Annotated in this window: 11 protein-coding genes; 3 read left to right on the top strand and 8 right to left on the bottom strand. The window is 69.5% G+C overall.

The window, feature by feature from the left end:
- Positions 1-37 precede the first annotated feature (37 nt).
- Positions 38-1570, top strand: coding sequence for a right-handed parallel beta-helix repeat-containing protein (locus AC0662_RS35360; protein WP_478306143.1), 1533 nt, complete (start codon positions 38-40; stop codon positions 1568-1570).
- Here the strand turns inward: AC0662_RS35360 and AC0662_RS35355 are convergent.
- The 6 genes from AC0662_RS35355 to AC0662_RS35330 form a co-directional block, all read right to left on the bottom strand.
- Positions 1545-2927 (bottom strand): mannitol dehydrogenase family protein, encoded by a 1383-nt coding sequence (locus tag AC0662_RS35355; RefSeq protein ID WP_478306141.1) that lies wholly within the window; start codon positions 2925-2927, stop codon positions 1545-1547. The genes AC0662_RS35360 and AC0662_RS35355 overlap by 26 nt on opposite strands.
- Positions 2928-2940: 13 nt before the next feature.
- Positions 2941-3771 carry an ABC transporter permease gene (locus AC0662_RS35350; RefSeq protein WP_452203455.1) on the bottom strand — a complete coding sequence of 277 codons (831 nt, stop codon included), beginning with the start codon at positions 3769-3771 and terminating at the stop codon, positions 2941-2943.
- Positions 3768-4646: an ABC transporter permease gene (locus tag AC0662_RS35345; protein WP_452203456.1), complete on the bottom strand. Its 879-nt coding sequence runs from the start codon at positions 4644-4646 to the stop codon at positions 3768-3770. Before AC0662_RS35345 ends, AC0662_RS35350 begins: the two co-directional genes overlap by 4 nt.
- Positions 4643-5698 (bottom strand): ABC transporter ATP-binding protein, encoded by a 1056-nt coding sequence (locus tag AC0662_RS35340; protein ID WP_478306139.1) that lies wholly within the window; start codon positions 5696-5698, stop codon positions 4643-4645. Before AC0662_RS35340 ends, AC0662_RS35345 begins: the two co-directional genes overlap by 4 nt.
- Positions 5695-6903 carry an ABC transporter substrate-binding protein gene (locus tag AC0662_RS35335; protein WP_452203458.1) on the bottom strand — a complete coding sequence of 403 codons (1209 nt, stop codon included), beginning with the start codon at positions 6901-6903 and terminating at the stop codon, positions 5695-5697. The genes AC0662_RS35340 and AC0662_RS35335 overlap by 4 nt, the downstream gene beginning before the upstream one ends.
- Before the next feature lie 83 nt (positions 6904-6986).
- Positions 6987-7985, bottom strand: coding sequence for a LacI family DNA-binding transcriptional regulator (locus AC0662_RS35330; RefSeq protein ID WP_452203459.1), 999 nt, complete (start codon positions 7983-7985; stop codon positions 6987-6989).
- A gap of 160 nt (positions 7986-8145) precedes the next feature.
- Between AC0662_RS35330 and uxaC the strand changes: the two genes are divergently transcribed.
- Together uxaC and AC0662_RS35320 are read left to right on the top strand one after the other, a co-directional pair.
- Positions 8146-9549: a glucuronate isomerase gene (uxaC, locus tag AC0662_RS35325; RefSeq protein ID WP_478306137.1), complete on the top strand. Its 1404-nt coding sequence runs from the start codon at positions 8146-8148 to the stop codon at positions 9547-9549.
- Positions 9550-9567: 18 nt separating this feature from the next.
- The gene (locus AC0662_RS35320) at positions 9568-11097 is read left to right on the top strand and encodes a right-handed parallel beta-helix repeat-containing protein (protein ID WP_478306135.1); all 1530 of its coding nucleotides are present in this window, start codon (positions 9568-9570) and stop codon (positions 11095-11097) included.
- Here AC0662_RS35320 and AC0662_RS35315 read toward each other — a convergent pair.
- Complete coding sequence (locus AC0662_RS35315) at positions 11083-12390, bottom strand: O-antigen ligase family protein (RefSeq protein WP_452203462.1); 1308 nt, start codon at positions 12388-12390, stop codon at positions 11083-11085. The genes AC0662_RS35320 and AC0662_RS35315 overlap by 15 nt on opposite strands.
- Positions 12390-14015: a Wzz/FepE/Etk N-terminal domain-containing protein gene (locus tag AC0662_RS35310; RefSeq protein ID WP_452203463.1), complete on the bottom strand. Its 1626-nt coding sequence runs from the start codon at positions 14013-14015 to the stop codon at positions 12390-12392. The genes AC0662_RS35315 and AC0662_RS35310 overlap by 1 nt, the downstream gene beginning before the upstream one ends.
- Positions 14016-14080 lie beyond the last annotated feature (65 nt).

The following is a 14080-nucleotide window of genomic DNA, read 5'->3' as shown; positions in this document are numbered from 1 at the left end:
TGCGCCCAGGTCTACCTGTGCCACCGGAGGCTCCGCTATGAAGACTGCACTTCTGGTAGTTGCAAGCTTGATTGCCTACAGCATCGTGCCGACGCACGCGGTCGCCGCACCGCCTGCCGACGGGACGCTCCGGACCGGTCCCGCGCTCGCGCCCGCGTGCAGCGGCGTCACCATCCGGACCACCGACAACGCCGCGGCGGTCGTCGCCAAGTGGCCCACCGGTACGACGTTCTGCTTCGCCTCCGGCCTGCACCGGATCAGCGAGACCATCCACCCGAAGTCCAACCAGGTGCTCGCCAGCGACAAGGGCGCCGTACTCACGGGGTCGGTCCGGCTGACCCGGTGGACCGCCTCGAACGGTGCGTGGACGACCACGGGCGCGCTGCCGCCGGCGTACGCGCAGACCGGGCAGTGTGAGGACAACAAGGCGAACATCTGTTATCTCCGGGAGCAGGTGTTCCGCGACGGCAAGCACCTGACGCGGGTCGCGTCCCGCGACAAGGTTGCCCCCGGCACCTTCTACGCCGACTACGCGGCGAACGCGATCTACCTCGGCGACTCTCCCGTCGGCCGCACGATCGAGATGTCCAGTACACCCACCGCGATCGAACCCGGCGGCACCGGCGTGACGGTGCGCGGGCTGACCGTGGAGCACTTCGCCACGCCGCCGCAGGCCGGCGCGGTCGTGCTCGGGCTGGGCTGGCACGTGGTCGCCAACGACATCCGCTGGAACCACGCGGTCGGCGCGATGCTGGTGAACGCGGACGGCGCGGTGCTGGAGCAGAACCGGATCCACGACAACGGCCAGCTCGGCGTCGGGCAGTACAGCACGCTGAACGGCTCGATCACGGCCAACGAGGTGAGCGGCAACAACACCGACGGGTTCTGGATCGCCGACTGGGAGTCCGGCGGTGTGAAGACGACCTGGTCGAGCGGCGGCCGGGTGAGCGGCAACCTGATCGAGGACAACGTGGGCATCGGGCTGTGGAGCGACGCGTACGACGACAACCGGACGTTCAGCGACAACCAGATCGTCGACAACGCGGCCGACGGGATCCGCTACGAGATCGGCCGCAACGGCCTGATCGCGAACAACACGGTCAGCGGCAACGGCTTCGGCACCGGCCGCGGCTCCGGTACGTCGCTGTGGGACGGCGGCGGGATCAACGTCAACACGTCCCGCGGCGTGCAGGTCCGCGACAACGTGGTCGCGAACAACGTGAACGGCATCGCGATCCAGTCCCGGACCCGCGGCTCGGGCCCGTGGGGAACCAACGTGCTCCGCGACATCGTTGTCTCCGGCAACCAGGTGACGATGCGCGGCGGGACCACCGCGACCGGTTTGGTGCAGAACTCCGGTGCGGTGATCCCGGCGGGCGAGGTCACGCTGAACAACAACGTCTACATCCTGGACAGCCTGACCGCCCAGCGGTTCCAGAAGGCCGGCAAGTGGTACACCGCGCAGCAGTGGCGGACGACCGGTCAGGACACCGCGAGCACGTTCACCCTCGGCAGGACGGTGCTCGACGACGTGACCGGCGTACTCACGATCCTGCCGTTAGTGCGCTGACGTGCTCGACCAGCAGTTCGCGGAACACGGCTGAGTCGCGCAGGTCCGGCGTGAACACGGAGTCCACCCCGAGCAGGGCATCGACCACCTTGGCGGGCTCCGAGACACCGGCGACCGCGGCCTTCAGCCGGTCCGCCTGCGGGTCGTCGAGGTCCGGCGTACGGAGGACGTAGACCATCCAGGCGGCGACCGCGAGGGAGATCATCCGCGGCTCGGCGCCGGCCGCCAGTCGGTCGCTGACCGTGCCGAGCATCCGGACCGGCAGCTTGACCGAGCCGTCCATCGCGACCTGCACGGTCTTGTGCTTGAGCGCCGGGTTCGCGAACCGCTCCAGCACGGTCGCGCCGTACGCCGCCAGGTCCAGCCCGTCGGGCGGCGTCAGAGTGGGTACGACGTCGTCGGTCATCAACCGCCGCGCGAGCCCACCGAGTTCCTCGTCCCGCACCGTTTCGGCGATCGTCTCGTAGCCGCGCAGCGCCCCGAGGTACGCGAGCATCGAGTGGGTCGCGTTGAGCATCCGCAGTTTGGCCTGCTCCCACGGCGCGACGTCCGCGGTGAGGACCGCACCGCCGCGCTCCCAGGCCGGCCGGTCGCCGGCGAAGTCGTTCTCGATCACCCACTGGAGGAACGGCTCGGCGACCACCACGGCCTCGTCGCGGACGCCGAGCAGGCGGGCGGCCTCCTCGCGGTCCGCCTCGGTCGTGGCGGGCACGATCCGGTCCACCATGCTGGCCGGGAACCGGGTCGCCTCGAAGACCTCCGGCACCTTGCCGAGGGCGTCGAAGTAGTCGGTCACCAGCTTGCGCAGAAACGGTCCGTTGGCGACCAGGTTGTCGCAGGACACGATCGTCAGCGGCTCGGCGCGGCGGGCGATCGCGGCGGCCAACTGGCCGACCACGGTCCGCGGCGGGCGACCGGTCAGGTCGGCCTGGATCTCCGGGTCGTCCAGGTTCAGCCCGGTCCCGGTCGCGCGGTAGCCCTTCTCGGTGACGGTCAGTGTCACGACCGACACCGCCGGGTCCGCGATCCGGGCGACCACCGCCTCCGGGTCCTCGGGAACGGTCAGCACCTCGCGGACGCTGCCGATCACCTGGACCGTCGGCGCGCCGAGCCCGCGCTCGAGGACGGAGTACAGACCGTCCTGCGGGGCGAGCTGGTCGCGGACCGTGGTGGAGCGCTGGCTCACCCCGGTGATCCCCCAGCGGGTGTCGCCGGTTTCGACCGCCGCCCGCTCGGTGACGACGGCCTGGTGGGCGCGGTGGAAGGCACCGATCCCGAGATGCACGATGCCGACCGACACCGCGCTCGGGTCCACCGCCGGTGCGACGGGGAGATTGGTGAGACTCAGCCTGCTCAAACCAGAACACCTCTCATTCGGATGGTTCTTCCTTCACACGGGCGACCAGTTGCGTCGGGTTGACGAACCGCAGCGCCACCACCAGCAGTACCAGCATCATCGCCGTGTACATGATCGCCATCGCGTCCACGGACTGCTGCGCCCGGATTCCGGCCGCGGACATCGAGTAGTAGAGCGCGACGACGAGCGTCTGGGAATCCGGACCGGCGGTCAGGAACGTCAGCTCGAACATGCCGACGGTCCGGACCAGCACCAGGATCCCCGACGCCAGCAGCCCGGGGACGAGCAGCGGCGCGAGGATCTTCAGGAACACCGCGCGGGTGCCGGCCCCGAGCATCCGGGCCGCGTCCTCGACCCGCGGGTCGACCTGCTCGATGAACGGCGTCATCGTCAGGATCACGAACGGCACCGACGGCACCAGGTTCGCCAGCACGACGCCGGACAGGTGCCCCGCGAAGCCGAACTTGTACAGCACGGTCGCGAGCGGGATGCCGTACGTGATCGGCGGCATCAGGATCGGCAGCAGGAACGTCAGGTACACCAGCCGCTTGCCCGGGAAGTTCTTCCGCGCCAGCACGTACGCCGCGGGCGCGCCGACGAGGACCGACAGGACGACGACCAGCGCCGATACGAGCAGCGTCACGAGGATGACGTGGAGCAGCGTGAACTCGTGCCACGCGTCGCCGTACCACTTGGTGGTGAAGCCGCTCGGGAGCCAGGTGTCGAACCACTGCGTGCCGAACGAGCTGACCAGCACCGAGAACACGACGCCGGCCAGGTTGACGAAGAAGAACACCACGACGGCCCAGATGACCCACCCCAACGGGGTTGTCCGCAGTCTCATCCCTTGCCTCCCGTCGAACCGGTGTAGAGCCGGGACCGCCAGATCAACACGATCGCCACCACGATCAGCTCGACCGCACCCATCACCATCGCGATCGCGGACGCATACGAGTAGTCGTACTGCTCGTACGCCGCCTGGTACGCCGCCAGCGAGATCACTCGCGTGGATCCGGCCGGATTACCGACCAGAACCGCGGACGGAAACACCGAGAACGCGAGCACGAAGGTGAGCAGGAACGTCGTCGCCAGCCCGGGCGCGAGCAACGGCAGCGTGATCCGCCGGAACCGCTGCGCCCGCGACGCACCAAGCGTGGCCGCAGCCCGCTCCAGCGTCGGGTCGATGCCGCTCAAGTACGACAGCACCAGCAAGAACGCGAACGGGAACCCGGTGATCACGAGCGAGAAGAACACGCCCCAGTAGTTGTTGGTCAACCGGATCGGGTCGTCGACCAGATGCAGCGCACGCAGGAAGCGGTTGAACCACCCGGTCGGGCCGAGGTAGTTCAGAAGGCCCTGCGCGGTGAGCACGGTCCCGAGCGTGATCGGGACGACGAGGATCGTGGTCAGCAGCCGCTTGCCGCGGAACCGGCCGCGCAGGCGGAAGGCAATCGGTACGGCGGCCAGCACGTTCAGCAACGCCGCGGGCAGGGCGATCTTCAGCGTGGTCATGATCGTGTCGCGCTGGTACGCGTCGCCGAAGAACTTGGTGTAGTTGGCCAGCACGCCGCCGCCCTTCATCGGCTGGAACGACAGGCTGAGCCCGTAGAGGAACGGATAGACGAACAGCAGCAGGACGAAGATCGTGGCCGGGAGCAACAACCACAACCGCCGGTCCACGCCGCGCTCGGCGAGCCGGTGCTGCCAGGTCGCGCTCATGACGGGTACACCAGGAGCCGTCCGGGCGTGACCGACAGGGCCACCTGCTCCCCCGGCTCGACCCGCTGCTCGGTCCGCAGGTGGATCCGGATCTCGCCGTCCAGCACGACCTCGACCGCGCGCTCGCGGCCTTGGTACTCGACGACCTCGACGAGACCCTTCACGCCCTGGTCCCCGAGCTTCACGTCCTCGGGTCGCACGGCCGCGATCACGTCGTCCCCCGGCGCGACGGCACCTTGCGCCGCGCCGCGGATCGCCGTACCGCCGAGGTCGACGGTCACCTGGTCGCCATTCATCGCGGACGCCTTCAGGGGCAGCAGGTTGCGGTAGCCCATGAAGTCGGCGACGTGCCAGGTCGACGGCCTGGTGTGCACCTCCTCCGGCGTACCGATCTGCTGGACCTTGCCTTGCCGCATGACGACCAGGCGGTCGGCCATGCTGAGCGCCTCTTCCTGGTCGTGCGTCACGTACACGGTCGTGAGCCCGAGCGACTGGTGCAGCCGGCGGATCTCGGTGCGCATTTCCAGGCGGAGCTTGGCGTCCAGGTTGCTGAGCGGCTCGTCCATCAGCACCAGCGAAGGCTCGAGCACGGTCGCGCGGGCGATCGCCACGCGTTGCTGCTGACCACCGGACAACTGGCCGGGCAGCTTGCTCGCGTGTTCGGCCAGCTGCACCATCTCGATCGCCTCGCCGGTCCGCCGCCGTACGTCGGCCTTCGGGAGGTTACGCATCCGCAGCCCGAAGGCGATGTTGTCGCGGACGGTCAGGTGCGGGAAGAGCGCGTAGTTCTGGAACACCATCCCGAAGCCGCGCTTCTCCGGCGGCAACGTGTCGATCTGCTGGTCGTCCAGCCAGATCGACCCCGCGGTGAGCGGCAGCAGGCCGGCGAGACAGTTCAGTGCGGTCGACTTGCCGCAGCCCGACGGGCCGAGCAGGGCGATGAACTCGCCCCGCTCGATCGTCAGGTCGAGCCCCGACAACGCCGCCGGCGCGTCCGCCGTACCGAACCGGCGGGTGACACCGTCGAGCCGGAGCTGGTCGAACCCGCTCACTGGCCCTTCACCTTGCTGCCGCCGACCTCGCGGTCCCACTTGTCGAAGGCTGCCACCAGCGCCTTCGCGTCCAGCGGTACCTCGGTCGGGTTGTCGGCGATCAGCTTGTCGTACTCCGGCCGGCCGAACTCCTTGATCGCGTCCTGGCTCTCCTGCGGTGCCTGCGACAGCTCGACGCCCTTGATCGCCGGGCCCGGGTAGAAGTAGCCCTTGTCGTAAGCCTTCGCCTGCTGCTCGGGCGTCAGCATGAACTGCAGCAGCTGCAGGATCGCCGCCTGCTTGTCGGTCGACACACCCTTCGGTACGACGGCGTAGTGCGCGTCGGTGACCCAGTGGAACCCGGTCATCGGCGTGATCGCGGCCTCCTTCGGGACCGTGCCGAGGACGCGCGGGTTGATGTCCCAGCCCGTCGTACTCGCGATGATGTTGGCCGAGCCGTTGGCCAGCGCCTTCATCGTGTCGGAGGTGCCGGACGGGTAGAAGTCGACGTACTGGTTGAGTTCCTTGAGATAGGCCCAGGTCTTGTCCCAGCCGTTCACCGGGTCCTTCGGGTCCTTGTCGCCGAGGATGTACGGCAGCCCCATCAGGAACGTCCGGCCGGGACCGGAGTTCGCGGGCCGGGCGTACATGACCTTGCCCTTGTTGGCCTTCGCGTACGCCAACAGGTCCTCGGCCGACTTCGGCGGGGTCGGGACCTTGGACGGCATGTACTCGAGCAACGGGCCGGACGGGTAGTAGGTGACCGTCACGCCCTCCTTACCGGCCAGCTCCTGCATCTTCGCCGCGGGCGGCAGGTAGTCCTTCATGCCGGGCAGCCGCTCGGAGTACTTCGTCAGCAGGTCGGTCCACAGGCCCTGTTCACGACCGGCCGCGAGTCCGTCGGTGCCGGTGAGAACGAGGTCGATGTCGACCCGGTTCGCGTCCTGCTGGGCCTTGATCTTGCCGGCCAGCTCGGGTGCCGGTCCCTTCGAGTAGGTGACCTTCGAGATCACGTCCTGGTGCTGCTGGACGAAGGCGTCGATCATCCCCTGCGTCAGCTGCAGGTTCCCGGCCACGTCGAGGATGTTCAGCGTCACCGCCTTGGCCGGCTTGTCGGGTACGTCGCCACCGCTGTCGGTGGCGGGTTTGTTCGGCGTCGGAGCGCCGCACGCGACCAGCAGGGCACCGAGGCCCAGCGTCGCGATCATCTTCCGCTGCAAGTGCATCGGGTGTCTCTCCTTGGATCAAGGCGGGCCCGGCACTGCGTTGAAGCTGGCCGGGTTGATCACCGGTGGAGTGTTCAGTTCTCTTAGTTGCGTGGTGCAGGTCCGGTCGATTCCCGGACGATCAGTTCCCCGTGGAGTTCCCCCTGCGTAAGAACCGCACTGTCAGCGCTGTCGGGCTCGTCGAGCATCGCCAGCAGCAGCTCGACCGCGATCCGGCCGGCTTCCTGCTTCGGCAGCCGGACCGTGGTCAGCGCCGGCCGCGCCATCCGCGACATCGCGATGTCGTCGACCCCGACCACGCTCAGGTCGCCGGGCACCGAGATGCCGCGCCCGTGCAGCCGGGCCAGCAGCCCGATCGCGACCAGGTCGTTGTAGGACACCACCGCGGTCGCACCGGTCGCGATGACCTGATCCGCGGCGGCCATTCCACCCTCGTACGTCGGCGCGAAGTTGCCGACCGGTGCGAGCTCGGCACGCAGTTCCTCGACGGCGTTCCGCAGCCCGAGGCCGCGGTGCTGGGTCGACCAGGAGGTGGCCGGTCCGCCGACCCAGGCGATCCGACGGTGACCGAGGGCAACCAGATGGGCCACGGCCTGCCGCATGCCGTCCTCGTTGTCGTAGGTGACCCCGGGGATCCCGGCAGCGGCGCGGTTGACCAGGACGACCGTGGTGTCCTGCGCGATCGCGGTCAGCTCCTCGTCGCTGGCGCGCGGCGAGCAGAGCACGACACCGTCGACCTGCTTGGACAGCGCCCGGACCAGTCCGGCCTCGGCCGCCGGGTCCTCGTCGGTGTCCGCGACGAACACCGCGACGTCGTGCCGGCGGGCACGGGCCTGCACGCCTTTGGTCAGGCTCGCGAAGAACGGGTTGGCGAGATCGGGGACGACCAGTCCGATGGTGCCGGTCCGGCCGGTGATCAGGCCGCGGGCGGCGCGGTTCGGTTCGTACCCGAGTTGCTCGACCGCGGCGGCCACCCGGGCGCGGGTCGCCGCGTTCACCATGCCGGGCAGGGACAACGCCCGCGACACCGTGGACGGCGATACGCCGGCCAGCCGTGCCACGTCCCGGATCGTCGCCGCCACAGTCATCTCCTTGAGAGGGCCTCTCCTCGAGAGGGTCGCGACGAGTCTGCAATCGGTTGCAGTTTGTGTCAAGCGGTCGCCCCGTGGACGGTCCCTTGTGCTGACAAGCGCGGACTGCAATCCTTTGCAGCGTCGTTTCAGCCCATCCATCGGAGGATTCATGCCGAAGGCCCTGCAGCCTCATCCGGACCGCGCCCTGCCGGCCGGCGCAGCACGTGACGTCGCGCGCCGGATCCATGCCTCGACGAAGGACCTGCCGCTGCTCTGCCTGCACGGTCACGTCGACATCGGGCTGTTCGCGACCGACGCCCCGTTCGGCGACCCGGCCGAGCTGCTGGTCGTTCCGGACCACTACGTGACCCGGATGCTGGTCTCCCAGGGCGTCTCCCCCGACAAGCTCGGCCTCCCCCGCCGCGACGGCAAGCAGACCGCCGAACCGCGGGAGATCTGGCGCGAGTTCTGCGCGAACTGGCACCTGTTCCTCGGCACCCCGAGCCGGTACTGGCTGGAGCACGAGTTCGCCGAGGTGCTCGGACTCACCGCGCACCCGTCGGCCGAGACCGCCGACGAGCTGTACGACCAGATCTCGGCCCGGATCGCGGAGCCGGAGTTCCGGCCGCGGGCGCTGCTCGACCGCTTCAACATCGAGCTGATCTCCACGACCGACGCGGCCACCGACGACCTCGCCCAGCACGCGAAGCTCGCGGCGGACCTGCCCGGCCGGGTCGTCCCGACCTTCCGGCCGGACGCGATCGCGCACGTCGACCGCGACGGCTGGCCCGCACTGATCACCCAGCTCGGTGCGCTCGCCGACGTCGACACCTCGACGTACGACGGCTATCTGGAAGCACTCCGGCAGCGCAGGCAGGCCTTCGTCGCGGCAGGCGCCCGCGCCACCGACCACGGTCACCTCAGCACAGCCGCCGTACCGCTGTCGGACGCGGAGGCGGCGCGCATCTACGCCGGTGCGTTGAAGGGTGACGTGACCGCCGAGGACGCGGAGGCGTTCGCGGGTCACATGCTCTACCAGTCCGCGGTGATGTCGGCCGAGGACGGGCTCGTGATGCAGTTGCACCCGGGCGTCCTGCGCGACCACGATCCGGCGATCTTCGCGACGTACGGTCCGGACCAGGGGCACGACATCCCGGTCGCGACCGAGTTCACCCGGTCGCTGCGGCCGCTGCTCGAGCGGTTCGGTCATGCGGACGGGTTCCGCCTGGTGCTGTTCACCGTCGACGAGACCGTGTACTCGCGGGAGCTCGCGCCGCTGGCCGGTGTGTACCCGGCGGTGCGGCTCGGTGCGCCGTGGTGGTTCCTCGACAGCCCGGACGGCATGCGCCGCTTCCGTGAGCTCGTCACCGAGACGGCGGGCTTCTACAACATGTCGGGCTTCGTCGACGACACCCGTGCGTACCTGTCGATCCCGGCCCGGCACGACCTGGCCCGCCGCATCGACGCGGGGTACCTGGCGAACCTCGTCGTACAGCACCGGCTGGACGAGGACGACGCGGTGCAGGTCGCCAAGGCGCTCGCGTACGACCTCGCGCGGGACACGTACCTCTGAACCGGTACCCTCGCGCAGATGAGGCGTGAGGCTCTCGCGACGATCGGTGTCGCGCTGCTACTGATTTCGGGATGCTCGGACACGAGCGGTTCGCCCGAACCGTCGAAACCGGCCGCGACAACCACGGTGACCGTCCCCACCGCTCCACCGGCCGCGGCCGTCGCCGTACTCGGACCAACCGGCCCGAGTACGGCGAAGCCGTGCCAGGGGACCGCGATCCCGGTCGGCACGGATCCGCAGCCGGTGATCGAGGCCGCGCCGCAAGGCACCACGTTCTGCTTCGCGAAGGGCGTGCACCGGCTGACGCGCGCCGTCCAGCCGCGCAAGGGCGACACGCTCGCCGGTGACCCCGGCGCGGTGTTGAGCGGAGCCGTCCGACTCAGCGGATGGCAGCGGGCGGGCAGCGCTTGGGTGGTGCGTGGTGCACTGCCGACGGCGTACCCACTCAAGGGTCAATGCGAGGACAACAAGACCAAGCCGTGCCAGCTCGGCGAGCAACTGTTCGTCGACGGCAAGCACCTGACCCGCGTGATGAGCCTGACCCAACTGAAGCCAGGCACCTTCTACGGCGACTACCGCACCAACAGCCTGTACGCCGCTGACGATCCCACTGGGCACGTCGTCGAGATGTCGCGCACCCAAACCGCGATCGACAAGTCCGCGGACGATGTCACGGTGACCGGTCTGACCATCGAGCACTTCGCCAGCCGCCCGCAGGCCGGTGCGCTGCAGGCCGGCCGTGGCTGGAAGGTGACCGCGAACGAGGTGCGCTGGAACCACGCGGTCGGAATCATGGTGATCGAGGGCGACAACGCCGAGGTCAGCCGGAACACCGTCGCGAACAACGGCCAGCTCGGCATCGGCCAGTACAAGTCGGCCGACGTCCGGATCACCGCGAACCTGGTGACCGGCAACAACACCGACGGCTTCTGGATCGCGGACTGGGAGTCCGGCGGGATCAAGTCCACCCGGTCGTCCGGCGAGGTGAGCGGCAACGACATCGTCGCGAACCGGGGTATCGGGATGTGGAGCGACATCGCGGAGTACGACCGCACGATCACCGGGAACCGGATCCGGGACAACGCGGCGGACGGCATCCGGTACGAGATCAGTTTCGCCGGCGTCATCGATCAGAACGTCGTCGAGCACAACGGGTACGGCACCGGTCGCGGCTCCGGCGGCTCGCTCTGGGACGGCGGCGGCATCAACGTCAACACGTCCTCCGACGTCCAGGTCCGCGGCAACCTGATCAAGAACAACCGCAACGCGCTGTCCATCCAGTCCCGGACCCGCGGCGACGGTCCGCGCGGTACGTACGTCCTGCGCAACGTCCTCGTCGAGGGCAACCTGGTCGTGATGAGCGACGCCACCTCGACGCTCGGGGTCGTCGAGAACAAGCGCTCCCCCGCGCAGCCCGGCGCGATCACGTTCCGCCGGAACAGCTATCAGGTGGCCGACGGCCAGGACCGCTTCGCGTACCACGGCAAGTCGATGACCTGGTCCGAATGGCAGCAGTCCGGCTTCGACCAGGACTCAGTGAGCAGCTAGCGAAAGTTCCTGGGTACGTCTTCGGTGCCGCAGCCGGTCGGCGTCGCAAATCGCAGCAGCCACCAACAGGTGCACGGTCATCGAGGACAGGTCGGAAAGTCCACTCTCGTTCAACGACGCCGCGGTGACATAGCCGAGCAGCAACGCACCACAAGCCCGGATGTACGGCGTGGGCGCGCGGAGCACCGAGATCCACGCGATGATCAGCGCGAACGCGACGATCGCGACGGCGAGCAGCCCGGTCTCCCAGTACAGACCCAGCCAGCTGTTGTCGATCGCCATCACGTCGATGTCGCCCTCACCACGGCGGAGCAGTACTCGCTTGTTGCCGAGGCCGTGGCCGATGATCGCGGTCTGGATCGACACCTTCTCGTCGAGGACCGCCTGCCAACTCGTCGTACGGCCGCTCAGTGAGCTGATCTGCCGCGTGCCCTGACCGCGCAGCAGCCAGTTGTGCAGCGACCCGATGGTCAGGAACGCGAGGCCGAGCAGCCCGGGAACCACGAGGCAGGCGATCCGGCCGAGCCAGGTCTTCCGGGTGATGATCAGGCCGATCACCAGACCGAAGGCGACGGCCGCGGCCGAGGTACGCGTGCGGCTGGCCGCGATCAGGACGCCGCCCAGCCCGATCAAGGCGAACGCGGGCAGGGCCGACAGCTTCCGGCAGACCAGCCCGATCAGCGCGAGCCCGAGCAGGATCGCGCCGACCTCACCGACGCGCGGCGGCAGCATCGGGATGATCACGCCCTGCAGGCGGGACCCGGTACCGAGCGAGCTCAGCGGCCGCCACGCCTGGGACGGCGAATAGGCGAGGCTCAGGATGACGGTTGCCCCGAGCAACAGGTGGGCCCACAGGTGAGCGCGGACCAGCCGCTCCGGAACCTGCACCAGCGGCCGCCAGAGCAGGAAGACGAACACCAGCCCGATCAGGAACCGCGCCAATCGGGTCAGGGGACCCATCGGTTCGGCGAGCAGGAACGCCGTCGCGCACGCGAACAGCACGTACATCACGTAGAGCCAGCTGGCCGGATTCACCCGGGTCCGGAAGCCAGGCTTGGTCGCCGCCAGTGCGACCAGGAAGACCGCGCCGAGCAACAGGCCCTTCGCCATGCTGTTCGTCGATCCGGTCGTCCCCTGCGGCGCCGCGACCCGCGACGACCACGGCTGGACGCCCAGCACGAACAGGCACCACAGCAGCAGCCAGAACCAGGCCGGCCGCTGGACCTCGCCGGCGACCGTCCCGGGCACCGGCGGATCGAGCCGGTTCCGCGAAACCGCCGACAGGCCCGACATCAGCGCATCGGTGAAGCCGCGTCCAGCGGCTTGTAGTTCAGCGGGATGCCGAGCGTCTCGTCCTGTGCCGAGGCACCGATCAGGACGACGCCCAGCACCGGAGCACCGGCGAACTGCAGCGCCCCGGTCAGCCGCGCGACATCCATCTCCTTGTCGAGACCGACCTGGACCACCAGCACCGACGCGTCCACGGCGGCGGCCAGCGGCGAGATCCCGTGCCGCCCGACCGAGGCGGGACCGTGGATCACCACGGAGTACCCCGGGGGCAGGTCGGCGACGATGCCGGGGACCAGCGACGGGCCGACGGCCTCGGCAGTCTCCTCGTGGTTGAGGCCGGGCGGCAGCACGTACAGATCCGCGACGGTGCCCGGGCGGAACAGCTTCCGGGCCCGGATCGCGCGGGTGGCCGCGGGCTCCATCACCAGGTCGGTCAGTCCCTCGTGACCGGTGAGGTGTGGGAGCACCGGCGTACCTTCGATGTCGGCCAGGACCAGCAGCGTCTCGCGGCCGTCCCGGGCGTTCGCCTCGGCCATCGCCAGCGCGATGCCGGCCGAGTTGGGTGTCGGGGACGCGGACACCACGAGCAGGGCGCCCGGGCCACCGGCGGCGAACGCGCGCGGGTTCAGCTCGCGGCGCGCCAGCGCACCACTCGCCTCGGCCCCCAGCGCCGTGATCTCGTACTGCGGGAGCTCGGGAGCCGACCGCTGCCAGAACCGGCGCCGATGTCCCTCGGACGCCGCCATCACCGGCGCGCTCGCCGCGCGGGCCGCCTGGTCGCGGGTCAGGATGTACGGCGTCAGGTGCGACCGCAGCAGCGCCAGACCGAAGCCGAGCACCAGGCCGAGGATGCCGCCGACCAGGATGTCGCGGGCAACGATCGGCGAGGAGCTGGCGGTGTCGGTCGTCGCCGGCGTCACCAGTTGGCTCCCGGCGCCGACGGTCGACAGCGCCTTCAGCATCGCGGCCGCGTCGTCGGCGGCCTGCCGAGCCTCGGTGGCCAGCCCTACCCGCTGGTCACGCAGCGCGGCGGCGGTCTGGTTGTCGCCGCGGCCGACCGCCTCGTCGATCTGGCTGACCAGGCTCCGGGACTGCGTCTGCGCCGTCTTCGAACGGGCCTGCGCCTGCTCGGCCAGGTTGGTGAGCAGCGCCTTCGCCTCGGCGTTGCGCTGGTTGAGGTAGATGGTCGCGATCGCGTTCGCCCGGTCGACGGCCTTCTGCGCGGTCGGGCCGTCGGTGGTGACGAGGTACGCGTTGTCGGTGACGGCCTTCACCCGGGTCACCGCGGCCAGGTCCTGGATGGTCTGGTCGTCGTTCGGCATCCCGAGCGTCTTCACCACGGCGGCGAGCAGCGTCGGGCTGGCCATCACCCGGGCCTGCGTCTCGGCCGGCAGGTCCATCCCGAGCGGGCCGGTCTTGTCCGCGCCGCTGCTGGACAGCTTCCCGACCAGCGCGGGCGGCACCGCGGGGCCGATCACCAGCTGACTCGAGGCGGTCCACCGGGTGGTCTGCGACAGCGCGAACACCGAGGCGCCGAGCAGTCCGAGCAGGATGCAGCCCATGATCAGCCACTTCTGCCGCAGCAGGGACTGAGCGGTCTCCCGCCAGACCACAGTGCCCGGTTCCATGCAGTACCTCACTACTCCCTCGGCGCCAGCGACTCAGGATATCCACAACCCCGGACCGACCACTC

It is taken from the genome of Kribbella sp. NPDC043289, from assembly GCF_056436705.1.
This window is presented reverse-complemented; position numbering and strand designations above follow the sequence as displayed.

Excerpts from the sequence above, each read along its gene's own strand:
- AC0662_RS35360 (WP_478306143.1), top strand. The coding sequence starts at position 38 with ATGAAGACTGCACTTCTGGTAGTTGCAAGCTTGATTGCCTACAGCATC.
- AC0662_RS35350 (WP_452203455.1), bottom strand. The coding sequence starts at position 3,771 with ATGAGACTGCGGACAACCCCGTTGGGGTGGGTCATCTGGGCCGTCGTG.
- AC0662_RS35345 (WP_452203456.1), bottom strand. The coding sequence starts at position 4,646 with ATGAGCGCGACCTGGCAGCACCGGCTCGCCGAGCGCGGCGTGGACCGG.
- AC0662_RS35335 (WP_452203458.1), bottom strand. The coding sequence starts at position 6,903 with ATGCACTTGCAGCGGAAGATGATCGCGACGCTGGGCCTCGGTGCCCTG.
- uxaC (WP_478306137.1), top strand. The coding sequence starts at position 8,146 with ATGCCGAAGGCCCTGCAGCCTCATCCGGACCGCGCCCTGCCGGCCGGC.
- AC0662_RS35320 (WP_478306135.1), top strand. The coding sequence starts at position 9,568 with ATGAGGCGTGAGGCTCTCGCGACGATCGGTGTCGCGCTGCTACTGATT.
- AC0662_RS35315 (WP_452203462.1), bottom strand. The coding sequence starts at position 12,390 with ATGTCGGGCCTGTCGGCGGTTTCGCGGAACCGGCTCGATCCGCCGGTG.
- AC0662_RS35310 (WP_452203463.1), bottom strand. The coding sequence starts at position 14,015 with ATGGAACCGGGCACTGTGGTCTGGCGGGAGACCGCTCAGTCCCTGCTG.